Here is a 23,053-nt window from a genome sequence, read left to right as displayed (position 1 = left end):
GTCAGGACGCCGAGTCGCCGGTCTCGTCGAGCAGCTTCTTGTACCAGTCGCGCAGCTTGTCGCCGCCCCCCGACTTCCAGTCCGAGGCCGCCCGCCGCACGTCGGAGACCTGTCTGCGGCCGCGTACGACGTCCTTCTCCAGATCCTCGAACTCGGCGTTCAGCTCGGTGTACCGCGTCGGCTCGATGATCATCATGCCGTGGAAGAGCGGCTTCTTCGTGTGCGCGCCCTGGCGCTGCTGCCACTCGACCATGCCCCGGGTGACGTCCGGCAGATCGGCGTAGGCGACGAAGGGCGCGGGCGAGGCCAGGTACTCGTACGTCGAGAAGACCTCGTTGTTGCCCTTGCCGTTCTTGGTGAGGACGCCGTCCTCGAAGGTGTGGTGGACGCCCTCGACGCCGTACATGCGCAGCCGCTGCTCCTTGGAACCGTAGGGCGCCGCCGTGTAGTTGGCGAGGGCGAGGATGTCGCGGACGGTCTTGTCGTCGGCCTTCTCGCTGATGAACGTCCAGATGTCGGCGGGCGGCCGCGCGTACAGGGTGGGTGCCCCGCCGTCGGGTGCGAAGTAGTCGAACGCCTCCATGCGGAACTTCTTGTTGTCCACGCGCTGCACGGCGGCCTTGCCGTACCAGTCGGAGAGGTCCTGGCAGTACATCCAGACCTTGCCGGAGGCGCACAGGTCACCGATGCTGCCGGTCTCCGCCTTCGCGTCGGGGTGGACGAAGCCCGCCGAGTAGAGCTTGCGGGACCACTCCAGGGCTTCGAGGTACTCGTCGGTCTCGTAGCGGTGGACGAGCTTGCCGTCGACGAGCTTCCAGTAGTACGGCTTGTCCGGCAGCACACCGAAGATGGCGAACGCCGACCAGCTCATGTCGCCGCACGCCCACACCTTGCTCTTGGGGGCGTTGAGCTGCTTGCACAGGCCGTAGAACTCCTCGGTGCTCTTCGGTGCTTCGAGCCCCTCCTTCTCGAAGAGGTCCGTGCGGAAGAAGGGCGCGATGTTCGGGGCGGTGGGGGCGGGCATCGGCAGGCCGCGCAGCTTGCCGCCGAAGACCGAGCGCTGCCAGGCGCCCGTCGGGATCGCGGCGAGGTTCGGGTACTCCTTCACCTTGTCGCCGCTCAGGTAGGGGCCGAGGTCGGCGAACTTGTTGGCGATGGCGCTGGGTATCTTGCCGGTCAGCTCCCAGCCGGGCACGACCACCGCGTCCGGTACGCCGCTGGAGGCGAGGACCGCGCCCAGCTTCTGGCCGTACGTGTCGCCCTGCTGGTTGCGCCACTTGACGCGGACGCCCGCGGCCTCGTCCATCGCGGTCCAGTAGGGGTTGCCCTGCTTGGGCACGTTGCCCCAGATCGGCGCCATGACGGTGAACTCGCCGCCCTTGCCGAGCTTTTCGGGAACCGCCGTCTTGAGCTCGGCCGCGGGCAGGGCCTTGGTGAAACCCGCGGCCGAGCCGTTCTTGGCCGGGATGTCCGGGCTGGCGAGGTCCGACGCGACGTACGCCGGGAGCAGGTCCTTGAGCTTCCTCCCCGTCGTGGTGCCCTCGTTCCTCGACCCGCCGCCCCCGCAGGCCGTCAGCAGCGGGGCCCCGCCGGCCACGGCGAGCACCGCGAGCCCGGAGGAGGCGAGGAAGGTTCTCCGGTTCGGTCCGGAGCCGGTGGAGGGGGAGTTCGGCGTCATTGCGTCAACCCTTCGTGGCGCGCGCCCGGACATCCGGCGGTGACCGCCGGTCGGGCTTTCGAAGCGCTTCGATGTTGCTGGGAGATTAAGTGAACGCCAGAGCTGTAACAAGGGGCTGTTCTGAATTCGCCCGCGAGGTGCGGACGTTGGTGTGCGCGTGCTGTGCGGCGGGGTTTGGGGATGCTCCGCGTTCTCCGGCTTGACATGGGCTTCGGGTAACGAAGAGCATCGAAGCGCTTCGAGGAGTACGACGTTCCTCCTCCACCGTCCGCCGAGGGGACCCGCACGTGACCGAGAGCCCGCCGCCGTTCCGCGATCCGGGACTTGTGCCGGACAAGCGCGTGGACGACCTGCTGTCCCGGCTGACCGTCGACGAACGCGTCACCCTCCTCCACCAGTTCGCGCCCGCCGTCGACCGGCTCGGCATCGCGGCGTTCCGCACCGGCCAGGAGGCCCTGCACGGCGTCGCCTGGATGGGGCCCGCGACGGTCTTCCCACAGGCCGTCGGGCTCGGCGCGACCTGGAACGACGACCTGGTGCGCAGGGTCGGCGAGGCCGTCGCCGTCGAGACACGGGCCATGCGCTCCCGCGACGACCGCGTCGGCCTCAACGTGTGGGCGCCGACCGTGAACCTCCTGCGCCACCCGCTGTGGGGCAGGAACGAGGAGGGCTACGCGGAGGATCCGCACCTGACCTCGGCCCTCGCCGCCGCGTACACCCGCGGCCTGCGCGGTGACCACCCGACGCACTGGCGCACCGCGCCCGTGCTCAAGCACTGGCTCGCCCACAACAACGAGACGCGCCGGGACACCTCGAACTCCTCCGTCCGCCCGCGCGTCCTGCACGAGTACGATCTGCGCGCCTTCCGCGGCGCCGTCGAGGCGGGCGCGGTCGCCGGAGTGATGCCGGCCTACAACCTCGTCAACGGCCGCCCCAACCACGTATCGCCCTATCTGCGCGAGCAGTTGAGGCGCTGGACGGACGGAGAGCTGCTCGTCTGCTCCGACGCGGGCGCGCCCAGCAACCTCGTCGACTCCCAGCGCTACTTCGACACCCATGAGGAGGCCGTCGCCGCGGCGCTCGTCGCGGGCGTGGACAGTTTCACCGACCACGGCACCGACCCGCACATCACCGTCGGCCGCGTCCGACGCGCCCTGGAGACGGGCCTGTTGACCGAGGCCGACATCGACGCGGCGGTACGCCGTCACCTCACCGTGCGCCTGCGGCTCGGCGAGTTCGACCCGGACGGCGGGCCGTACGGAGCCACGGGCCCGCGCGACTTCGACACGGTCGAACACCAGGCGCTGGCCCGCGAGGCCGCCGAGCAGGCCGTCGTCCTGCTCAAGAACGACGGGCTGCTGCCCCTCGCGCCCCCGCGGGACGGTGCCCGTGTCGCGGTCGTCGGGCTCCTCGCCGACGAGTGCAAGACCGACTGGTACAGCGGCACCCTGATCCGCCGGGCCACCGTCCTCGACGGGCTGCGCGCCCGCTTCGGCGCCGAGCGGGTGACCTACGCCGAGGGCGTGGACCGGGCGCGCCTGAAATGTGCGGAGGGCTGGCTGCGGGTGCCGGGGTCCTCCGCGGCCGCGCAGGCCACAGTGGCCGCCGGCGCCCTCGACCCGGCGCTCGTGGCGGGCCGCACCGACCTGCCGCCGCTGACCGTCTGCCCGGACGCCGCCGCGGCCACCGAGTTCGCCCTCGTCGACTGGGGCGAGGGCGCCTGGACGCTGCGGGCACCCGATGGGCGCTACCTCTCCGTCGCCGACGACGGCTTCGTTCGCGCGTCGGCGGACCAGCCGGGCGGCTGGGTAGTACGGGAGACGTTCGCGCTGGTGGAACACGGGGGCGAGCATGGCGGTGGGCACCTCCTCAGGCACACAGGGACCGGTGGGTACGTCTCTGTCGCCGCCGACGGCGTGAAGGTTGCCGCACAGGGGGAAGCTTTTCCGGCCGAGCGCGCCGCGCTCTTCACGGTCGAGTACGTGGAGCGCGGCGGGGACGCCGTGGCCCGTGCCGCCGCCGACGCGGACACCGTGATCGTCGTCGCCGGGAACGATCCCCACATCAACGGCCGCGAGACCCAGGACCGCACCACCCTCGCCCTGCCGCCCCACCAGGAACGGCTGTGGCGCGCGGCTCGCGCCGCCAACCCCCGCACCGCCCTCGCCCTGGTCAGCGCCTACCCCTACGCGGTCGCCGAGGCCCACGCCGAGCTGCCCGCGCTGCTGTGGACCGCGCACGGCGGCCAGGCCGCGGGCACCGCGCTGGCCCGCGTCGTCGCCGGTGACGTCTCCCCGGCCGGCCGCCTGCCGCAGACCTGGTACGCCGCCGACACCGACCTGCCGGACCTCCTCGACTACGACATCATCGGCTCCCGGCAGACGTACCTGTACTTCGACGGCACGCCCCTCTACCCGTTCGGGCACGGCCTCGGCTACTCCTCCTTCACCTACGAGGACCTGACCGCCGAGCGCGACGGCGAGATGCTGCGCGTCGCGTTCACCCTCACCAACAGCGGGGCCGTCGCCGCCGACGAGGTGGCGCAGCTGTACATACGCGCGCCCCGCGGGTCCGTCGCCCTGCCGCACCGGACACTGGCCGCGCACCGCCGCGTCCCCCTCGCGCCCGGCGCCTGGCGCCGTCTCGAATTCCGGCTGCCCGTCGCGGACCTGGGCTTCTGGGACGTACGCCAGGACCGCTGGACCGTGGCCCCAGGCACGTACGAACTGCTGGCCGGTGCGTCCAGCCAGGACATCCGGCTCGTCACACCGGTCGAGATCACCGGCGAACCGCTCGCCGCCAGGCCGGTGCTGGGGGCAGGCTTGGCGGCGAGCGGTTACGACACGCAGCGTGGCACCGAGATCGTCGACCGGACGAAGACGGTGGGCGACGCCGTGCGTGCCGTGGGCGACGCGGCGGGCGAACTGCTCTATGAGGGATGCGACTTCGCGGACGGAGTCGGCACCGTCTCCGTCGAGGCAGCGGGTGAGGGCGCCGTCGACCTCATCGCGGGCGGCACCGCCACCACCGTCACCGTCCCGCCGACCGGCGGGGTGTACCACTACACCCTCAACGTCTCGGACTTCGCCGTGTCCGGCGTGCGCGATCTGCGCGTACGGCTGCGCGGCCCCGTCCGCCTGGCACGGATCACCTTCACCGCCGCCGCACCACGGGAGGACGCCGCATGAAGTTCACCGACGGCTTCTGGCTGATGCGTGACGGGGTGCGCGCCTCCTACGCCACCGAGGTGCGCGACGTGCGCGAGGGCGAGGGGAGGTTCACCGCGTACGCCGCCGTCCAGCAGGTGCGCGAGCGCGGCGACACCCTCAACTCGCCGCTCATCACCGTCGAATGCTTCTCGCCCGCCGAGGGCGTGATCGGCGTCCGGGCCACCCACCACGCCGGGAAGGCCGCGCGCGGGCCGGAGTTCGCGATCGATGCCACCGGTAATGCCGGTCACGTCGTCCGCGAGGGCAGTGTCACCGAACTCGTCAGCGGCCCGCTCACCCTCCGCCTGGACACCGACGAGCCGTGGGGGCCGGAGTTCCTCGACGCCGAAGGCCGACGGCTGACCGCCGTCGAACGCAGGGGCACCGCCTTCGCCACCGCGCCGGACGGCACCCACCATATGCTCGCCCAACTCGCCCTCGGCGTGGGTGAGTACGTCTACGGCCTGGGGGAGCGCTTCACCCCGTACGTCAAGAACGGGCAGAGCGTCGACATCTGGCAGGCCGACGGCGGCACCAGCAGCGAGCAGGCGTACAAGAACATCCCCTTCCACCTCTCCTCGCGCGGCTACGGCGTCTTCGTGAACCATCCGGGGAAGGTGTCGTACGAGATCGGCTCCGAGGCCGTCGGGCAGGTGCAGTTCAGCGTCGAGGACCAGACGCTGGAGTACTACGTCATCGCCGGGCCCACCCCCAAGGACGTCCTGCGCCGCTACACCGCGCTCACCGGGCGGCCCGCGCTGCCGCCCGCGTGGTCGTTCGGCCTCTGGCTCACCACCTCCTTCTGCACTCCGTACGACGAGGAGACGGTCACGTCGTTCGTGGACGGCATGGCCGAGCGCGACATCCCGCTCTCCGTCTTCCACTTCGACTGCTTCTGGATGCGCGAACACCAGTGGACCGACTTCCGCTGGGACCCGGACGTCTTCCCCGACCCGGAGGGCATGCTGCGCAGACTGCGCGAGCGCGGCCTCAGGATCAGCGTGTGGATCAACCCGTACATCGCCCAGAAGTCGGCACTGTTCGACGAGGCACGTGAGGCGGGACACCTCGTGCGGCGTCCGAACGGCGACATCTGGCAGTGGGACCTGTGGCAGCCCGGCATGGCCCTCGTCGACTTCACCGACCCGGCCGCCCGCGCCTGGTACGCCGACAAGCTGCGCGGCCTGCTCGACCAGGGCGTGGACTGCTTCAAGACCGACTTCGGCGAGCGCGTCCCCACCGACGTGGTCTGGCATGACGGCTCCGACCCCGAACGCATGCACAACTACTACACGCAGCTCTACAACAGCACCGTCTTCGAACTCCTGGAGAAGGAGCGCGGAGCAGGCGAGGCGGTGCTCTTCGCGCGGTCCGCGACAGCGGGCGGCCAGCAGTTCCCCGTCCACTGGGGCGGCGACTGCTTCGCCTCGCTCGGCGCCATGGCCGAGTCGCTGCGCGGCGGCCTCTCGCTCTCGCTGAGCGGCTTCGGGTTCTGGTCGCACGACATCGGCGGCTTCGAGGGCACCCCCGACCCGGCGGTCTTCAAACGCTGGCTCGCCTTCGGCCTGCTCTCCTCGCACAGCCGCCTGCACGGCAACGTGTCGTACCGGGTGCCGTGGGCGTTCGGCGACGAAGCGGTCGGCGTGGCCCGGAAGTTCACCAGGCTCAAGCACCGGCTCATGCCCTACTTGTACGGGGCTGCCGCCGAGGCCCAGCGCACGGGTGTCCCCGTTATGCGGCCGATGCTCCTGGAGTTCCCCGACGACCCCGCCTGCCGCACCCTGGACCGGCAGTACATGCTCGGCCCCGACCTGCTCGTCGCCCCGGTCTTCACGAGCGACGGCGACGTGGAGTTCTACGTCCCCGAAGGCACGTGGACCCACCTGCTCACCGGCGAGAGCGTCCAGGGCCCCGGCTGGCGTCGCGAGACCCACGGCTTCGACAGCCTCCCCCTGTACGTACGACCGGGTGCGCTGCTCCCACTCGGCGCCGACGAGCAGCGCCCCGACGGCGACTGGCTCGACGGCCTCACCCTGCTCGCCACCCCCGGCACGGCGTACGACACCGAAGTCACCGTGCCCGACCTCGAAGGACGGCCCGCGGCGGTCTTCCGCGCGACGCGGCACGGCGACGGCGTCAGAGTCATCGCCCTCGGGTCCCGCCGCCCCTTCCAGGTGCGCACGGTGGACGGGCGCGCGGTCGCCGACGGCGTGGGGGAGGTGACCCTGCCCGGTGTCCTCACAAACGGAACGACCAGCTAGAGTGCCCGATTCCGAAAGGGAGACAGCACCCGGGCCCGCCGTATGCGGCGCTCCCGGGCCCAGGGGAAAGAGGACACCCATGCCTTCGGCCGCCGACGACGCGGCCGCCGAGTTCCATGCCTTCTTCGAGCGGCACTACGCCGAACTCGCCCGCCTGGCACACCTGTTGACCGGCGAGGCCGACGGCGCGGACGATCTGGCGGCCGACGCGCTGCTCGCGCTCTGGCACCGCTGGGACCGGGTGCGCGCCGCCGACCACCCGGCCGCGTACGCCCGAGGGGTCGTCGCCAACATGGCGCGCAGCCGCATCCGCAGCGCCGTCCGCGAACGCCGCCGCGTCACGCTCTTCTGGTCGGGGCGCGGCGAGGACGTGGCCGGCCCGGACGTACCGGCCGTGGTCGACGTGAGGGAAGCGCTGCGCGCGCTGCCCTTCCGCAAGCGGGCCTGCGTCGTGCTGCGGCACGCCTTCGACCTCTCCGAGAAGGACACCGCGCAGGCCCTGGGAGTCTCGGTGGGTACGGTGAAGAGCCAGACGTCGAAGGGAGTGGCCGAGCTGCAACGACGCCTCGGTCCCCACACCGCCTGGCAACAGGTGCGCGCGGTCACGGTGGACACGGGGGGAAGCACATGAGGGACGACGACAAGGAAGTGCGCAGGAAGCTGCGCGGCGCAGCCCAGGCGCACCGGCCCGACCGCGAGCGGATGCTCGCCCGCATCGAGCAGGGCATGACGGCCCGGGAGCGGCCCGAGCGCCGGCCGAAACGGCCGCACCGGCCGAAGCCGCCCCATCGGGCGGGCGCGTCCTGGCTGCGCGTGGTGACCGCGACCGCCGCCGTGGCCGGTGTCTGCGCGGTCGCCGGGTACGGCGTGGCCTCGGCGCTGCGCGGCGACGACCCGGACCCGCGGTCCGTCGCCACGAGTTCGACACCGGACGCGCCCCCCGCCGCCACGGAGCACGGCCGCACCCCCGCCCCGCCCCCGCCACGGCCCACATCCGGCGTCCCGAAGCCCCACAAGCCCCACAAGCCGTCCGAGCCCGCGGATCCGCCGCGCGGCCCCAAGACCGTGCCCGCGGCCGAACTGCTGTGGGCGGACGGCTCGATCGACCCCGGCTCCAGCACGTACTGGTCGCAGAGCGACATCACCGTCAAGGCGAAGAAGCCGCTGACCGCGCTCACCGTCGAGCTGCGCGTCGCCCGCGCCGGCAAGGTCGCCGACACCGGCAACTGGCGCACGCTGCCCGTCGACGACTTCGACGTGACGGTGACGGAGCGGGGCGGCTCCCTCGTCTACCGGTGGACGCTCAAGGCGGGGCGGACCGTACAGGCCGGCCGGCATGTCTTCGCCGGGCAGTACAACCACCCCGAGGGGCAGCGGGACGCGCACGCCGACCGGTACACGGTCCGGGCGGCCACCTCGGACGAGCGCACCGAATGGCGAGGTGACTTTCTCTGAGGCGGCAACCCTTTGCCGCGCGGTGGCGACCAGAAGACGCACACTTCTGTCCACCGAAGGAATCCGGACATGACTTCAACCGCGAACGGGTCCGTACGCCACCGTCGCAGCCGCACCCGCCGCCGCGCCGTCATCGGCGGTGTCGCCGCACTCGGCCTGACCGGCGCCGCCCTCGTCACCACCTCCCTCATGTCGACGGCGGGAGCGGCCACCGCATGGCCGGAGGCCAAGGGCCAGCAGGCGGTGCCGAAGACCATCGAGGTCTCCGGCACCCGTGACGGCGGCCTCAAGCGCTACTACGGCAGCGGCGAGCTGGGCGGTGACGGCCAGAACGAGGGCCAGGACCCGATCTTCAAGCTGAAGGACGGGGCGACCCTGAAGAACGTCATCATCGGCGCGCCCGCCGCCGACGGCATCCACTGCCAGGGCAGCTGCACGCTGCAGAACGTGTGGTGGGAGGATGTCGGCGAGGACGCGGCCACGTTCAAGGGGACCTCGGCGGGCTCCACGTACGCCGTCCAGGGCGGTGGCGCGAAGAAGGCCGACGACAAGGTCTTCCAGTTCAACGGCGCGGGCAAGCTGGTCGTCAACAAGTTCCAGGTCTCCGACTTCGGCAAGCTCGTACGGACCTGCGGCAACTGCTCCAAGCAGTACCAGCGCAACGTCATCATCAACGACACCGACATCACCGCCCCCGGCAAGTCGATCGTCGGCATCAACACCAACTACGGTGACACCGCCGCGCTGCGCGGCATCCGCGTCCACGGCGACAGCAACAAGAAGATCAGGACCTGCGTACGCTTCACCGGCAACAACACCGGTGACGAGCCGGTCGAGACGGGCAACGGCCCGGACGGCACGTACTGCAAGTTCACGGCGTCGGACATCACCTACAAGTAGGCCCGGACCACGCGTATGAGGACGCCCCGCCGGCGGAACCCGGCGGGGCGTCCTTCGCGCACTCCGCGTGCGCGCACTCCGCGCGGGGCGGACGTCACTGCCCGGCCAGGCCGGTGTGCGCCACGCCGGCGACGATCTGGCGCTGGAAGAAGACGAAGACGACGATCAGCGGGAGCCCCGCCATCAGGCCGCCCGCCATCAGCTGCGCCCACTGGATGCCGTAGGAGTTCATGACCGTCGCGATGCCGTTCGGCATGGTCATCAGGTCGGGGTTGTTGGTCACCATGTAGGGCCACAGGAAGTTGTTCCACGACGCGATGAAGGTGAAGATCCCGACCGCCGCGAGGGACGGCCGCGACAGCGGCAGCACGACGGTGAAGAAGACCCGCCAGCGCCCGGCGCCGTCGATGAAGGCCGCCTCCTCCAGCTCCCTCGGGATGCCCTGGAAGAACTTGTGGAGGATGTAGACCATCGCGGCCGGCGCGCACTGCGGCAGGATCATCCCCCAGTACGTGTCGACCATCCCCATCGACTGGACGGTGCTGAACAGCGGCACGCCGAGCACCGCGGGCGACACCATGAGGCCCGCCATGACCAGGCCGAGCAGCGCGTTCTTGCCGCGGAACTCGGTGCGTGCGAAACCGTACCCGGCGAGCGCGCTCACCAGCACCACGACGAAGGTGACGCAGACCGAGACGACGACGGAGTTCACGAACCAGTTGGTGATGTTGCCGGTCCCGAAGATGGCCCGCCACGCCTGGAACGTGAAGTCCTCCGGCACCCAGTGGGTGGGCACGGCGACGGCCTCGGTCTCCGACTTCAGGGAGGTGAACAGCGCCCACAGCAGGGGCGACAGCCACACCGCCGAGACGACGGTACCCAGACCCGTGAGCACGATCTGCCCCGCGGTCCACTTCCTCATCGCACGTCCCTCGCTCATCGCACACCCTCCTCGCGCTTGCGCAGCAGCCACATGCGGCCGAGGGCGACGGCCGCGATCAGCGCGAAGAAGATGATGGAGACCGCGGAGGCGAAGCCCACGCGGTAGCTGGTGAAGCCCTCTTCGAGGGTGTACTGCACGAAGGTCCGGGTCGATTCCTCGGGGCCGGGCCCGAAGTCCTGCATCACCACGACTTGGTCGAAGACCTGGAGTGAGGCGAGGACCTGGAGGGTGATGACGAGGCCGGTGATGGTGCGCAGCATCGGCAGGGTGATGTGCACCACGCGCTGCCAGGCGTTCGCGCCGTCCAGGGATGCGGCCTCGTACAGGTGCCGCGGGATGTTCTGCAGCGCGGCGAGGAACAGCAGGAAACTGAAGCCGACCGTCCACCACAGGGTGGTGATGACCACGGCGAGCATGGCGGTGGACTTCTGGGTCAGCCAGGGCGTGTCCAGGCCGAAGACGTGGTTGATCATTCCGGTGCCGGGGTTGAACAGCCACTGCCAGAGGTTCGCGGCGACGGTGGACGGCAGCAGGAACGGCGCGAAGAAGCAGAGCCGCCACAGCCACTTGGCGCGCTCGATGTGGTGGGCGAGCATGGCGAGGAGGAAGGCCAGCAGGACGATGCACGGCACCACGAGCAGTGTGAAGTACGCGCTGTGGCCCAGCGACTCCCACATCAGCGGGGTGTCGAGGGCCTCCCGGTAGTTGTCGAGGCCCACAAAGCGCTCGCCCGTACCGGAGATGTTGGCGTCGGTGAGGCTCAGCCACACCCCGCGCCCGATCGGCACCAGCACGAACAGCGCGAACAGGACGAGGAAGGGGGCGACGAACCAGCCGCCGTGCTGGAAGCGGCGGGCCAGGCGGGCCCGCGCCGAATCGGCGTGGGCGGTGGTCATGGGGCGTGCGGCGGGCGGCCGCAGGGCGGTGTCGACGGCGCTCATGCGGCGGAACCTGCTCCCGTGGTCATGGGGTCCTTCATCGCGAGCAGCCTCTCGAAGACGCCCCGCATCCGCCGGGCCGTGGCGTCGGGCCTCGCGGAACCGGAGTTGGAGGCGGCGACGACGGGACCGACGCGCTGGGCGAGGGTGCCGGTGGAGCCCGCGAACCACACGTGCGGCTCGACCGCCATGTGGTCCATGGCGGACACGTACTCGGACTGCGGTCTCAGCGCCCGGTAGTCGGCGTCCTCCAACGACGGCTTGTAGGCGGGGATATGGCCGCCCCGCGCCCAGTCCAGGGCGTGCCGGACGACGTACGCGGCCAGCTGGTGGGCGGCCTCGTCGGTGGGCCCGCCGCGCTCTTCCTGGTGGGGGAGGACGAAGCAGTGCGACTCGGCATGGGTGGCGGCCCTGCCGAAGACGGGCGGGAGCGGGGTGGCGCCGTAGTCGAGTTCCGCGCCGCCGAAGACGGGGACGGACCAGTTGCCCTCCCAGGTGAAGGGGGAGCCGTTGATGAACATCTCGCCGTCGGCGATGCCGACCGGCGTGGTGTAGCCGTCGGTGACGTGCTGCCGCAGGAACTCCAGGACCTCGGCGGCCTTGTCGGTGTCGAAGGTGACGTCCCGGCCGTCTGCGCTCAGACAGGTGCCGCCGAGCTGGGTGTAGAAGGAGAGGAAGAACCACCAGCTGAAGTTGGGTTCGTTGGCCTTCATGCCGAGGGTCTGGAGCCCGCCCTTGGTGGCCTTCTTGGCGGCGCCCAGCATCTTGAACCACTCCTCGGGGGAGGTGGCTGCGGCCAGTTGACCGTTCCCGCCGAGCAGCCCCGCCTTCCCGCACACGTCACGGCGGTAGAAGCAGAGCTGGGCGTGGATGTCGAGCGGCAGGCCGTAGAGCTTGCCGTCGATGACGGCGCGCCTCCACAGCAGTGGGTCGAAGTCCGCCTCGCGCACGCCGTACCGGGCGAGCAGCTCCACGTCCCAGGGGTCGAGGAGCCTGCCGGGCGCGAAGCCCGGGATGCGGCCCAGGTGCATCACGGCGAGGTCGGGGGCGCGGCGGCCGGCGGCCGCCATGGCCAGCTTCGTGTAGTACGGATTTCCCCACTGGAGCGTCGAATCCTTCACCTCCACACGGGGGTTGGACCGCCGGAACGCGTCCAGCATGGCGATCATGTTGACGCCGTCGCCGCCGCTGAAGAGGTTCCAGTAGCGGACGCGTACGTCGGCGTCCGAGGCGATGGCGGAGGCGCCACGGCCCGATGCGGCGACGCCGAAGCTGCCCGCGACGGCGAGCGCTCCGAGACCGCCGAGCACGCCGCGGCGGCTCGGTAGGGGTGGAGGCACGGCGGCTCGTCCCTCTCTCTGAGACGGAAGTGTTCGAAACGACGCATGTTCGGGATATCGAATGCTGCTCGTCAGTTCGAACGGACCGTAGAGTCCAACTTCCGTCGCGTCAACGCTTTGCGCAGGGTTGGTCCCAGACGTTGACGTGGCTCCCTCGGGTTCCTAAGTTTCCGTTCGAAGTGCTGATCAATGTCTGATATTTCGAACAGATGGGGATGACGTGGCACACAGACGAGGGAGACTCGCTCTCGCCGTCGCAGGTCTCACCGCCGGAGCCCTGCTGGCCGGCACGCTCGCCGGGGTCCCCAGCGCGGCGGCCGAGCCGACCGACTACACGATCGACGTCGACGCGACCGGCACCGGCGCGAAGATCGACGACTCGATGTACGGCGTCTTCTACGAGGACATCAACCGGGCGGCCGACGGCGGCCTCTACGCCGAGCTGGTCCAGAACAGGTCCTTCGAGTACGAGCCCGCCGACAACCGGTCCTACACGCCGCTGACCTCGTGGGACACCAAGGGCGCCGCCAAGGTCGTCAACGACGGCGGCCGGCTGAACGAACGCAACCGCAACTACCTCTCCCTGGAGACCGGTTCGGCCGTCACCAACTCCGGCTACAACACCGGCATCGCAGTCCAGAAGGGCAAGCGCTACGACTTCTCCGTCTGGGCCCGCGCGGACCGCGCCGGCGCGCCGCTCACCCTCACGCTGCACGACGCGTCGGGCGAGCTGGCCGCCGCCCACCGCGTCACCGCGCGCGGCGGCTGGGCCAAGTACAAGGCGACCTTCACCGCCACCCGCACCTCAGCCGCCGGCCGGCTGACGGTCGCCTCGGGCGCCCCCGCCGCGCTCGACATGATCTCCCTCTTCCCCCGCGACACCTACAAGGGCCGCGAGAACGGCCTGCGCAAGGACCTGGCCGAGAAGATCGCCGCCCTGAAGCCCGGCTTCCTGCGCTTCCCCGGCGGGTGCCTGGTCAACACCGGCAGCCACGAGGCGTACGACGAGAAGTCGGGCTGGCAGCGCAGCCGCTCCTACCAGTGGAAGGACACCATAGGCCCGGTCGAGCAGCGCGCCACGAACGCCAACTTCTGGGGCTACAACCAGAGTTACGGGCTCGGCTACTACGAGTACTTCCAGTACGCCGAGGACACCGGCGCCATGCCGCTGCCCGTCGTGCCCGCCCTGGTGACCGGCTGCGGCCAGAACAAGGCCACCGACGACCCTGCCCTGCTCAAGCGGCACATCCAGGACACCCTCGACCTCATCGAGTTCGCCAACGGCCCGGTGAGCAGCGAATGGGGCAGGAAGCGCGCACGGATGGGCCACCCCAAGCCGTTCGGCCTCACCCACCTCGAAGTCGGCAACGAGGAGAACCTCCCCGAGGAGTTCTTCACCCGCTTCAAGGAGTTCCGTACCGCCATCGAGGCCGAGCACCCGGAGATCACCGTCATCTCCAACTCCGGCCCCGACGACAGCGGTCCGGTGTTCGACAAGGCCTGGCAGCTCAACCGCGACGCGAACGTCGCGATGGTCGACGAGCACTACTACAACAGCCCGCAGTGGTTCCTGGAGAACAACGACCGCTACGACTCCTACGACCGGCGCGGTCCCAAGGTCTTCCTCGGTGAGTACGCCTCACAGGGCAACACCTTCGGCAACGCTCTCTCCGAAGCCGCGTTCATGACCGGCCTGGAGCGCAACGCGGACGTCGTGAAGCTCGCCTCGTACGCCCCGCTGCTCGCCAACGAGGACTACGTGCAGTGGAAGCCGAACATGATCTGGTACGACAACGACCAGTCGTGGGGCTCGGCCAACTACGAGACGCAGAAGCTCTTCATGCGCAACGTCGGCGACGAGGTCGTGCCGTCCAGGTCGTCCGGCACCCCCGCCACATCGGGCCCGATCACCGGCGCCGTCGGCCTGTCCACCTGGGCGACCAGCGCCTCGTACGACGACGTCTCGGTCACGGACGCGGACGGAAAGCCGCTGTTCTCCGACGACTTCTCCGCCGGTGACGGCAAGTGGGCCGAGGCGGCGGGCAGGGGCGAGTGGGCCGTCGAGGACGGCGCGTACGTCCAGTCCGACGAGGCCGCCGAGAACACCCTGGTCACCGCGGGCGACAAGGGCTGGCAGAACTACGACCTGAAGGTGAGGGCCACCAAGAAGTCCGGCAAGGAAGGCTTCATGGTCGCCTTCGGCGTCAAGGACACCGGCAACCACTACTGGTGGAACCTCGGCGGCTGGAACAACACCCAGTCCGCCGTCGAGAAGACCGTCGGCGGCGCCAAGCAGACGGTGATCCAGGACTCCACCAGGATCGAGGCGGGCCGCGCCTACGACCTCCGCGTCGAGGTGCGCGGCCGTCAGGTGACGCTCTACCTCGACGGCAAGAAGTGGGGTTCCTTCACCGACGACAAGCCCGCCGAACCGTTCCGCCAGGTCGTCACGCGCGACAAGGCGACCGGTGACCTCATCGTGAAGGTCGTCAACGCCCAGGCGGAGCAGGCGCGTACGAAGGTCGACCTCGGCCGGCAGGTGAAGGTCTCCCCGAAGGCCCGGGTGACCACGCTGACCGCGGACCCGGCCGCCGAGAACACGAAGGACAGGGCGCCGGTGAAGCCCGTCGAATCGGTCCTCGACGGGGTCGACGACTCCTTCTCGTACACCTTCCCCGCCCATTCCGTGACGTTCATGAGGATCAAGACCGACTGACGGAGTCCGGGCCGGCCGCACAGGTCACTCTTCCTGAGCCTGTGCGGCCGGCCCGCCGCCGACCCCCGCGCGCATCACCGCTCCAGAGCAGCCGACCTGTTGAGGAACCGCCCATGACGCGTCCCGACCGCCCCGCCCGTACCGCCTCTCCTGCCTCTCCCGCCTCTCCCGCCTCTCCCGCCTCTCCCGTCCGTACCGCCCGCTTCACCGTCCACCCGGACTTCGCCGTCGGCGACGTCGACCCCCGCCTCTTCGGCTCCTTCGTCGAACACCTCGGCCGCTGCGTCTACACCGGGATCCACGAGCCGGACCACCCCACGGCCGACGAGGCGGGCCTGCGCGGCGACGTCCTCGACCTGGTCCGCGAGCTGGGCGTCACCGCCATCCGCTACCCCGGGGGCAACTTCGTCTCCGGATACAAGTGGGAGGACTCCGTCGGCCCCGTCGACGAACGGCCGCGCCGCCTCGACCTCGCCTGGCGCTCCACGGAGAGCAACCGCTTCGGGCTCTCCGAGTTCGTGCGCTTCGTCCGCGGCGTCGGCCCGCAGGCGGAGCCGATGATGGCCGTCAACCTGGGCACCAGGGGAGTGGCCGAGGCCCTCGAACTCCAGGAGTACGCCAACCACCCCTCGGGCACGGCTCTTTCGGACCTGCGCGCCGCCCACGGCGACAAGGGCCCCTACGGCATCAGGCTCTGGTGCCTCGGCAACGAGATGGACGGCCCCTGGCAGACCGGGCACAAGACCGCCGAGGAGTACGGGCGCCTCGCCGCCGAGACGGCCCGCGCCATGCGGCAGATCGACCCGTCCCTGGAACTCGTCGCCTGCGGCTCCTCCGGGCAGTCCATGGAGACCTTCGCGGCCTGGGAGGCGACCGTCCTCGCCGAGACGTACGACCTCGTCGACCACGTCTCGCTGCACGCCTACTACGAGGAGATCGACGGCGACCGCGACTCGTTCCTCGCCTCGGCCGTCGACATGGAGTCCTTCATCGAGAATGTCCTCGCGACCTGCGACCATGTGGGCGCCCGGCTCAAGTCCAAGAAGCGGATCAACCTCTCCTTCGACGAGTGGAACGTCTGGTACCAGCGGCGCACCGCCCTGCGGCCCGACGAGGACTGGCAGGAGGCCCCGCGCCTCCTGGAGGACAACTACACCGTCACCGACGCCGTCGTCTTCGGCTCCCTGCTCATCGCCCTGCTGCGGCACGCCGACCGGGTCACCGTCGCCTGCCTCGCCCAGCTCGTCAACGTCATCGCGCCGATCCTCACCGAGCCCGGCGGCCCGGCCTGGCGCCAGACGACGTTCTTCCCCTTCGCGCAGGCATCCCGGCACGGCCGCGGCCGGGTCCTCGACGTCCGCGTGGACTCACCGACGTACGACACGGCGAAGTTCGGCGAGGTGGCGCTGCTGCACGCCACGGCGGTACGCGCCGAGGACGGCACCGTCACCGTCTTCGCCGTCAACCGCGGCCAGACGGAGCCCCTGCCGCTCGAAGTCGTGTTCGCGGGGCTGGAGTTGATGTCGGTCGTCGAGCACAGCGCCGTCGCCGACGCCGACCCGGAGGCCCGCAACACCCTGGACGACCAGGAGCGCGTCACCCCGCACGACGTGCCGGGCACGGAGCTGCGGGACGGCACCCTGACCGCCACGCTGGAGCCCCTCTCCTGGAACATGATCAGACTGTGCTGACCTCGGCCAAGGAGGCCCGTGTGAGCCGCACTCCCCCGCGCACCGACCGCCCCGCGAGACGCCGCGCGCTTCTCGCCCTCCCCGCCGCCGCACTGCTCGCCCTCGTGCCGGGCACCGCGGCCGCCTACCCCGACCCCGGCACCGTCACCGGCAGCACCGTCGTCCACGACCCGACCATGGTCCGCACCCCGGCGGGCAAGTACCTGCTCTACGCCACCGGCGGCGGCATCGGCCACCGCTCCTCCACCGACCGGACCGCCTTCCGGGCCGGCGCGGACGCCTTCGGCAGCCGGCCGGCCTGGTGGTCGCGGTACTCCACCGTGCCGGAGGCGTGGGCGCCCGACATCTCGTACCACGGCGGCAAGTACCTGATGTACTACTCCGTCTCCAGCTTCGGCTCCAACACGTCCGCGATCGGGCTCGCGACGTCCACCACGGGCGAGCCGGGCGGCTGGACCGACCACGGCACGGTCTACACGTCCGGCACCACCAGCGACTACAACGCCATCGACCCCAACCTCTTCGTGGACGACGACGGCAAGTGGTGGCTCTCGTTCGGCAGTTGGTGGACGGGGATCAAGATGATCCGCGTCGACCCGTCGACCGGCAAACAGTACGCGGGCGACACGGCCCGGCGCTCGCTCGCGTCCCGGCCCACGGGCACCAAGGCCGTCGAAGCGCCCTACATCGTCAAACGCGACGGCTACTACTACCTCTTCGCCTCGTACGACACCTGCTGCGACGGAATCAACTCGACGTACAAGATCAAGGTGGGGCGGGCCACGAGCGTGACCGGCCCCTACCGCGACAGGAACGGCGTCGCGATGACGGAGAACGGCGGCACGCCCGTCCTTGAGTCGCACGGCCGCTACATCGGGCCCGGCGGCCAGTCGGTCATGAAGGACGTGGACGGCGACCTGCTCGTCTACCACTACTACGACGGCCAGGACAACGGCACGCCCAAGCTGGGCGTCAACCTCCTGAACTGGGACGGTGGTTGGCCTGTGGCCTACTGACCCCGCCGGAGGGGCGCGGGCCCCGTGGGGGGTGGCCCGTTCGTCAAGGATCAGCGCGGGGGGACGGTAAGGAGGGTGCGGTAGGTGGCGGTGTCCTCGGGTTCCCCGACAGGACGGCCCTCGGCCTCGACCCAGGCGTGTGCGGCGAACGGCGAGGTGCGCACGCCGGTGCACCAGGTGGGCCAGGCACCGCCGAGACGGCACAACAGCGCCGTGGCCAGGGAACGCTGGAGGCAGTACCGCCCCGAGCACAGCGTGCTGACGGCGGTCACGTCCTGGCGGGCCCGCAACGCGCGGGCGTAGTCGGCGGGCGGGGCCCCGCGGTGCGCCACTCGCAGCAAGGCCCGGATACGGCGGGGCGGCAGCCGCGCGAGCAGCCGGGCCGCGGCCACGGCGGCGCGCGCGGCGAGCCGGCGCCCGAGCGGTGGGCGGGTGCCATCGGTGTCGAGGACCTGTCTCATGGCGCGCTCACCACCAGTCCGGCGCGGGTGAGGCCCTCCAGCAGGGCCGCGACATCGGCCGCCGCCGGCTCGCGGTTGACGGGCCGGACGGCGGCGAGCCGGTCGGCGACCTGGCCTGGGGCCGCACCGCCCAGGAGAGCCTGGACGACGGCCGCGCCGGTGCCGTTGAGCTGCCAGTAGCGGCCGTCGCGTTCGTCGAGCAGGACCATGCCGTCCTGGGTGGGGCAACAGACGACGTCAGTGCGCAGCTGAGTCAATGAGGGGCTCCTGGTACGGATGGCGGGGGGTGAGGGTGAGATAGGCGGGTACGGGGTGGGCGGCCACGTCGCGCAGCCATGCCTCAACGCCCAGGGCGTTCTCCAACTCGGTACCGCCGCCGGTCTGAAGGCCGGGGCTGAGCAGAGCGCGTCGCAGCCCGTTTTCTTCCGCGACGCCTGCGGCGACCAGGTGCGACGTCTCGGCCCATTCGGCGAGTTGGCGCCGGTGCTCTCTGATGCCGCGGTACCACTCGATGTCACAGTGGTCCTTGGTGGTACGCAGCAGGAGGTGTTCGGGCACCAGGCCCCGCATCGCAGCGGCCAACAGGGGTTTGTAGGACCAGGGGTGACCCGCCTGGTGGGAGCGTACGGACAGGCAGGCGTCCAGCACCGTGTCGTCGCAGAAGGGGCTGTCCGCCGGCAGTCCGTCGGCCGTGGTGTCATCGTTGATGAGCCCGGCGATCCTTCCGGCGTCGCGCATCTGGTGGATCCAGGCGTGCCGGGAGAAGTCGGTGGCCAGCGGGACCGCCTGCTCGGCGGCGGAGCGCAGCAGTGTGGCGACCTGGTCGGCGGCCCGTGTGCTCGCCCACTCCGGAAGTGCCGGCCGCGGCCCCCACGTCTCGCATGCGGGAAGGGGAACTGCGGCTTCGCGGAGCCTGCCCCTTGCCGTGTTGAGCCAGTCCGGATAGGAGCCGCGCCTCAGCAGCATGCGGGCGGTCGCGCCCAGCGGCCAGCGCCGTTGCGCTTTGAACCCGGCCGTATGCCGTAGCGCCAGTGCGGGATTGCGGCGCAGCAGGGCATGGATGTAGGAGGCGGGGGGCACGACGGCGTGGTCGCCTCCGTGCCCCGTGAGGCGCAGCGGGGCTCCCCGGGCGCGCAACGCGCGGGTGATGTGCTGCTGGATCTCCCGGTCTCGCAGTGAGGGGGAGGGCTCCTCCTGGGGGTCCTGGCGGCGCTCCAAGCCCGTGAAGCAGGGGGGAAGTTCGGCGGACGGGAAGACCAGGGACTCGACGTCGGGCAGGCGGTCCGCCGCATACCGGGCGTAGTGCTGGTCCTCGTTGCCCAGTGCCTCCCAGTGCAGGGTCGCGGTGACCAGCGATGCGCCGGCCTCGGCGGCCAGGAAGCACAGGGAGGTGGAGTCCATGCCGCCGGACAGGTCCGCGGCGAGCACTCGCCCGGGGCGCACCCGCAGGGCGACCGCGTCACACAACGCCTTACGCAGCGCGAGCGCCGCCTCGGCCAGAGGCAGTCCGGCCTCCGGCGCCTGCCACCACGCGACGGTACGGCAGCTTCCGCCGGGTTCCAGGTGCAGTGCGTGACCCGGTGAGACAGTCTCCACTCCGCTCCACATCGCCGCGCCCGCCAGCGGGTGCGGCAGGGGGGAGGCAAGGCGGGCGGCGAGTTGGGCGGTGTCCGGCCCGGCGTCGGTGAGCCAGGCCAGAGTGCGCGCCCGGTCCGCGCACACCGTCACACCATCGACCACGGCCCGGTGAACGCGACGGGCCCCGGAGGCACTCCCGCGCACATAGCCACGCCCCTTCAGGGACGCGACCACATGGAAACTGCCGTGCACGCCACGCAGCGCCCCCTCCACGTCCGCGACCGCGCTCACGCCCTTCAGACGAGCCCGCAGATCTGTGGTGGTCACCGAGGACGTACCCGCCACGGCCAGCAACTGCCCGCCCGCCGACGCCACCACCATCCGCTCCGGCGCCCAGTCACCCAGCAGCCACGGCCGCCCCGACGGGTAGCGCACCACCCTGCCGACTCGCGGCCTCAACCGGGTCAGCAGACCGGGGGGCAGTTCCTGGTCCGGAACCACGATGAACCAGCTCCGCGAGGTACCACTCGCCATACTCAGCTCCTCATGCCTGCCGCGAGATCTCACCCATGGACGGCGATCGGCCGTGCTCCGTGGTGTAGCGGCGGACGAATGGCAGGCGGAGGCGGCGAAGACGCACACCCATGAGACCGGTCAGCACCAGTAGTATTTGTTGTACATACCTTCGGCACATCCCGTGTACGAGGTGCCCTGAGTGGCTTCGGCGAACTCGCCCGCCTCGACCAGCAGCGGCGGCTCGTAGACGTCCTCGGATTCGATGTTCGCCAGCGTTTCGCTCACGGCACTCACCTCCATCGGATGGGAAACGGAATCTCCGTCTCCTTTCATTCAGTAAGACAGGCTGCGCGGAGCCTGACCAGAGATGCCCAAGCCGGTCCACCCGTATGGAGGTGCCGCGCGTGAGGCACGACACCAACCGGAACGCACACTGGGCGCCTCCGAATGCTTCACCTTCGGCCTCGTGCGCCCTATCAGGCTGACGACGCCCGATGGGCCCTGGTGGAACCGCTGTCGACGAGCCGACGGGACGGCAAGGCCCGCCACGGGCTCAACATCGGAAAACACGGTCTACGGCTACTTCGGCAGGTGGGAACGCGACGGCATCCTCGAGCACCTCAACGCCCTGCCCGCCGAACTGGACCGTTCCCTCGGTTCGTTCATGGTGCTGCTCACCGCGGGCCGGATGCTGGTGGTCCCGGCCGCCCGCGCCTGGCTGCCCGACCTGGTCGAGGACCGCAGGCTCGGGTTCTTCACCGGCGCACTGTCCGCGCTCTCCGGCGCGGTGGTACTGGCGGGCGGCGCGCCGGTGGGGGCACTTCTGGAGCGCGGCGGGGCGCTGCCGTGGCTGGTGCTGGCGGCGGTGCCACTGGTGGGGCCGGCGGCGGTGCCGCGCCGGTGGTGAGCGCGGAGTTCGGATGTCGTGGTGCCGAAGACTCTGCCCCGGAGAAGTCCGTCCCGAACCGTTGACCTCCTCCTATCCCGCCCTTACCGTTTCGGCGTTCGGTATAGCAGATGTTGTTCGATATATCGAATCCACCTCCTGGCCCAGGAAAGGCAGAACAGATGAACCACAACGCCGGCGAACTCCCGAGCCGCAGACTCCTGTTGAAGGGCTCACTGGCCGCGAGCGCCGCGGCGGCGGGCGCCCTGGGCATGGCCCAGGGCAGCGCCCACGCCGCCGACCCGGCCGCCGCGCCGCACGCCGCCAAGGCAGCCCGGCTCTCCAACCCCCTCGTCCCCAACCGCGCCGACCCGCACATCCACCGCCACCGCGACGGCCGCTACTACTTCACCGCCACCGCCCCCGAGTACGACCGCATCATCCTGCGCCGCTCCCGCACGCTGCGCGGCATCGCCACCGCCGAGGAAGCCGTCGTCTGGCGGCGGCACACCAGCGGCGACATGGCCGCGCACATCTGGGCACCGGAGATCCACCACATCGACGGCAAGTGGTACATCTACTTCGCCTCGGCGCCCGCCGACGACGTGTGGAAGATCCGCATGTGGGTCCTGGAGAACGCCCACCGCGACCCGTTCAAGGGGGAGTGGGTGGAGAAGGGGCAGATCACCACGGCCTGGGAGACCTTCTCGCTGGACGCCACCACCTTCACGTACGAAGGCTCCCGCTATCTGTCCTGGGCACAGCACGAGCCCGGCATGGACAACAACACCGCCGTCTTCCTCTCCAGGATGGCCGATCCCTGGACGCTGACGGGGCCTCAAGTACGGCTCACCACACCCGAGTACGACTGGGAGTGCGTCGGCTTCAAGGTGAACGAGGGTGCCTCGTTCCTCCAGCGCAACGGCCGCGTCTTCATGACGTACTCCGCGAGCGCCACCGACGCCAACTACTGCATGGGGCTGCTCACCGCCCGGGCGGGCAGCGACCTGATGGACCCCGGGTCCTGGACCAAGTCGCCCCGACCGGTCTTCACGAGCAACGACAGGACCAAGCAGTACGGCCCCGGCCACAACTCCTTCACCGTCGCCGAGGACGGCCGCACCGACGTCCTCGTCTACCACGCCCGCCAGTACAAGGACATCGTCGGCGACCCCCTGAACGACCCGAACCGCCATACGCGCGTCCAGCGCCTGGGCTGGAAGGCGGACGGAACCCCGGACTTCGGCGTCCCCGTCGCGGACTGAGCGGCTGGTCCGGTGAGACAGGACCGGCTACGGCTCACCCCTCGCGTCCCATCGCGTGGAGGAACCGCAGCCGGTCCTGCTCGGATGCGTCCGGCCTCGTGTCCTCCGTGCGAGGGCCGTAGTAGCGGTGGCCGTCCGGGAGCCGGCTCTCGCTGACGTCCACGTAGAGGAGCAACGCCTTGTCCGTGTCACCGGCGGCC

19 protein-coding genes are annotated in these 23,053 nt (G+C 70.6%); 10 read left to right on the top strand and 9 right to left on the bottom strand.

Going from position 1 to position 23,053, the window contains the following annotated elements; genetic code table 11:
• Position 1: 1 nt before the first annotated feature.
• Positions 2 to 1,678 carry an extracellular solute-binding protein gene (locus tag ACWDZ7_RS13900; RefSeq protein WP_451796905.1) on the bottom strand — a complete coding sequence of 559 codons (1,677 nt, stop codon included), beginning with the start codon at positions 1,676 to 1,678 and terminating at the stop codon, positions 2 to 4.
• Positions 1,679 to 1,965: 287 nt separating this feature from the next.
• Here ACWDZ7_RS13900 and ACWDZ7_RS13895 point away from each other — a divergent pair, with 287 nt between their 5' ends.
• The 5 genes from ACWDZ7_RS13895 to ACWDZ7_RS13875 all read left to right on the top strand — a co-directional run bounded on the left by ACWDZ7_RS13895 (position 1,966) and on the right by ACWDZ7_RS13875 (position 9,503).
• Entirely contained in the window at positions 1,966 to 4,866 is a 2,901-nt protein-coding gene (locus ACWDZ7_RS13895; RefSeq protein WP_451796904.1) for a glycoside hydrolase family 3 C-terminal domain-containing protein, read from the top strand.
• Positions 4,863 to 7,148: an alpha-xylosidase gene (gene yicI / locus ACWDZ7_RS13890; RefSeq protein WP_451796903.1), complete on the top strand. Its 2,286-nt coding sequence runs from the start codon at positions 4,863 to 4,865 to the stop codon at positions 7,146 to 7,148. Before ACWDZ7_RS13895 ends, yicI begins: the two co-directional genes overlap by 4 nt.
• A gap of 79 nt (positions 7,149 to 7,227) precedes the next feature.
• Positions 7,228 to 7,779, top strand: a complete 552-nt coding sequence (locus ACWDZ7_RS13885) for a SigE family RNA polymerase sigma factor (protein WP_451796902.1) — start codon at positions 7,228 to 7,230, stop codon at positions 7,777 to 7,779.
• On the top strand, positions 7,776 to 8,603 hold the full coding sequence (locus tag ACWDZ7_RS13880; RefSeq protein ID WP_451796901.1) for a hypothetical protein: 828 nt from the start codon (positions 7,776 to 7,778) through the stop codon (positions 8,601 to 8,603). Before ACWDZ7_RS13885 ends, ACWDZ7_RS13880 begins: the two co-directional genes overlap by 4 nt.
• 69 nt (positions 8,604 to 8,672) lie before the next feature.
• Entirely contained in the window at positions 8,673 to 9,503 is an 831-nt protein-coding gene (locus ACWDZ7_RS13875) for a pectate lyase (RefSeq protein ID WP_451796900.1), read from the top strand.
• 94 nt (positions 9,504 to 9,597) lie between these two features.
• On the opposite strand, the gene ACWDZ7_RS13870 is transcribed toward ACWDZ7_RS13875, so the two are convergent.
• From ACWDZ7_RS13870 to ACWDZ7_RS13860, 3 genes are read right to left on the bottom strand one after another with little or no spacing between them, the layout of a single operon-like run.
• Complete coding sequence (locus tag ACWDZ7_RS13870) at positions 9,598 to 10,443, bottom strand: carbohydrate ABC transporter permease (protein WP_451796899.1); 846 nt, start codon at positions 10,441 to 10,443, stop codon at positions 9,598 to 9,600.
• On the bottom strand, positions 10,440 to 11,342 hold the full coding sequence (locus tag ACWDZ7_RS13865; protein ID WP_451797089.1) for a carbohydrate ABC transporter permease: 903 nt from the start codon (positions 11,340 to 11,342) through the stop codon (positions 10,440 to 10,442). The genes ACWDZ7_RS13870 and ACWDZ7_RS13865 overlap by 4 nt, the downstream gene beginning before the upstream one ends.
• Before the next feature lie 41 nt (positions 11,343 to 11,383).
• A complete protein-coding gene (locus tag ACWDZ7_RS13860) occupies positions 11,384 to 12,724 on the bottom strand; it encodes an extracellular solute-binding protein (RefSeq protein ID WP_451796898.1) in 1,341 nt (446 codons plus the stop codon).
• Positions 12,725 to 12,944: 220 nt separating this feature from the next.
• Here ACWDZ7_RS13860 and ACWDZ7_RS13855 point away from each other — a divergent pair, with 220 nt between their 5' ends.
• The 3 genes from ACWDZ7_RS13855 (at position 12,945) to ACWDZ7_RS13845 (ending at position 18,147) form a co-directional block, all read left to right on the top strand.
• Positions 12,945 to 15,440 carry an alpha-L-arabinofuranosidase C-terminal domain-containing protein gene (locus ACWDZ7_RS13855; RefSeq protein ID WP_451796897.1) on the top strand — a complete coding sequence of 832 codons (2,496 nt, stop codon included), beginning with the start codon at positions 12,945 to 12,947 and terminating at the stop codon, positions 15,438 to 15,440.
• 113 nt (positions 15,441 to 15,553) lie between these two features.
• On the top strand, positions 15,554 to 17,131 hold the full coding sequence (gene arfA / locus ACWDZ7_RS13850; RefSeq protein ID WP_451796896.1) for an arabinosylfuranosidase ArfA: 1,578 nt from the start codon (positions 15,554 to 15,556) through the stop codon (positions 17,129 to 17,131).
• Between the two features lie 20 nt (positions 17,132 to 17,151).
• Positions 17,152 to 18,147: an arabinan endo-1,5-alpha-L-arabinosidase gene (locus ACWDZ7_RS13845; protein ID WP_451796895.1), complete on the top strand. Its 996-nt coding sequence runs from the start codon at positions 17,152 to 17,154 to the stop codon at positions 18,145 to 18,147.
• Positions 18,148 to 18,197: 50 nt separating this feature from the next.
• Here the strand turns inward: ACWDZ7_RS13845 and ACWDZ7_RS13840 are convergent, their stop codons facing one another.
• The 4 genes from ACWDZ7_RS13840 to ACWDZ7_RS13825 all read right to left on the bottom strand — a co-directional run bounded on the left by ACWDZ7_RS13840 (position 18,198) and on the right by ACWDZ7_RS13825 (position 20,987).
• Entirely contained in the window at positions 18,198 to 18,608 is a 411-nt protein-coding gene (locus ACWDZ7_RS13840) for a lasso peptide biosynthesis B2 protein (protein ID WP_451796894.1), read from the bottom strand.
• Entirely contained in the window at positions 18,605 to 18,865 is a 261-nt protein-coding gene (locus tag ACWDZ7_RS13835; RefSeq protein ID WP_451796893.1) for a lasso peptide biosynthesis PqqD family chaperone, read from the bottom strand. The genes ACWDZ7_RS13840 and ACWDZ7_RS13835 overlap by 4 nt, the downstream gene beginning before the upstream one ends.
• Entirely contained in the window at positions 18,846 to 20,720 is a 1,875-nt protein-coding gene (locus tag ACWDZ7_RS13830) for an asparagine synthase-related protein (RefSeq protein WP_451796892.1), read from the bottom strand. Before ACWDZ7_RS13830 ends, ACWDZ7_RS13835 begins: the two co-directional genes overlap by 20 nt.
• 120 nt (positions 20,721 to 20,840) lie before the next feature.
• Complete coding sequence (locus tag ACWDZ7_RS13825; RefSeq protein ID WP_451796891.1) at positions 20,841 to 20,987, bottom strand: lasso RiPP family leader peptide-containing protein; 147 nt, start codon at positions 20,985 to 20,987, stop codon at positions 20,841 to 20,843.
• Positions 20,988 to 21,168: 181 nt separating this feature from the next.
• Between ACWDZ7_RS13825 and ACWDZ7_RS13820 the strand changes: the two genes are divergently transcribed.
• Entirely contained in the window at positions 21,169 to 21,609 is a 441-nt protein-coding gene (locus tag ACWDZ7_RS13820; RefSeq protein WP_451796890.1) for a hypothetical protein, read from the top strand.
• Positions 21,610 to 21,770: 161 nt separating this feature from the next.
• On the top strand, positions 21,771 to 22,853 hold the full coding sequence (locus ACWDZ7_RS13815) for a glycoside hydrolase family 43 protein (protein WP_451796889.1): 1,083 nt from the start codon (positions 21,771 to 21,773) through the stop codon (positions 22,851 to 22,853).
• Between the two features lie 34 nt (positions 22,854 to 22,887).
• On the opposite strand, the gene ACWDZ7_RS13810 is transcribed toward ACWDZ7_RS13815, so the two are convergent.
• Positions 22,888 to 23,028, bottom strand: a complete 141-nt coding sequence (locus ACWDZ7_RS13810) for a hypothetical protein (RefSeq protein WP_451796888.1) — start codon at positions 23,026 to 23,028, stop codon at positions 22,888 to 22,890.
• Positions 23,029 to 23,053: the final 25 nt, after the last annotated feature.

The organism is Streptomyces sp. NPDC003032 (assembly GCF_053591415.1).
This window is presented reverse-complemented; position numbering and strand designations above follow the sequence as displayed.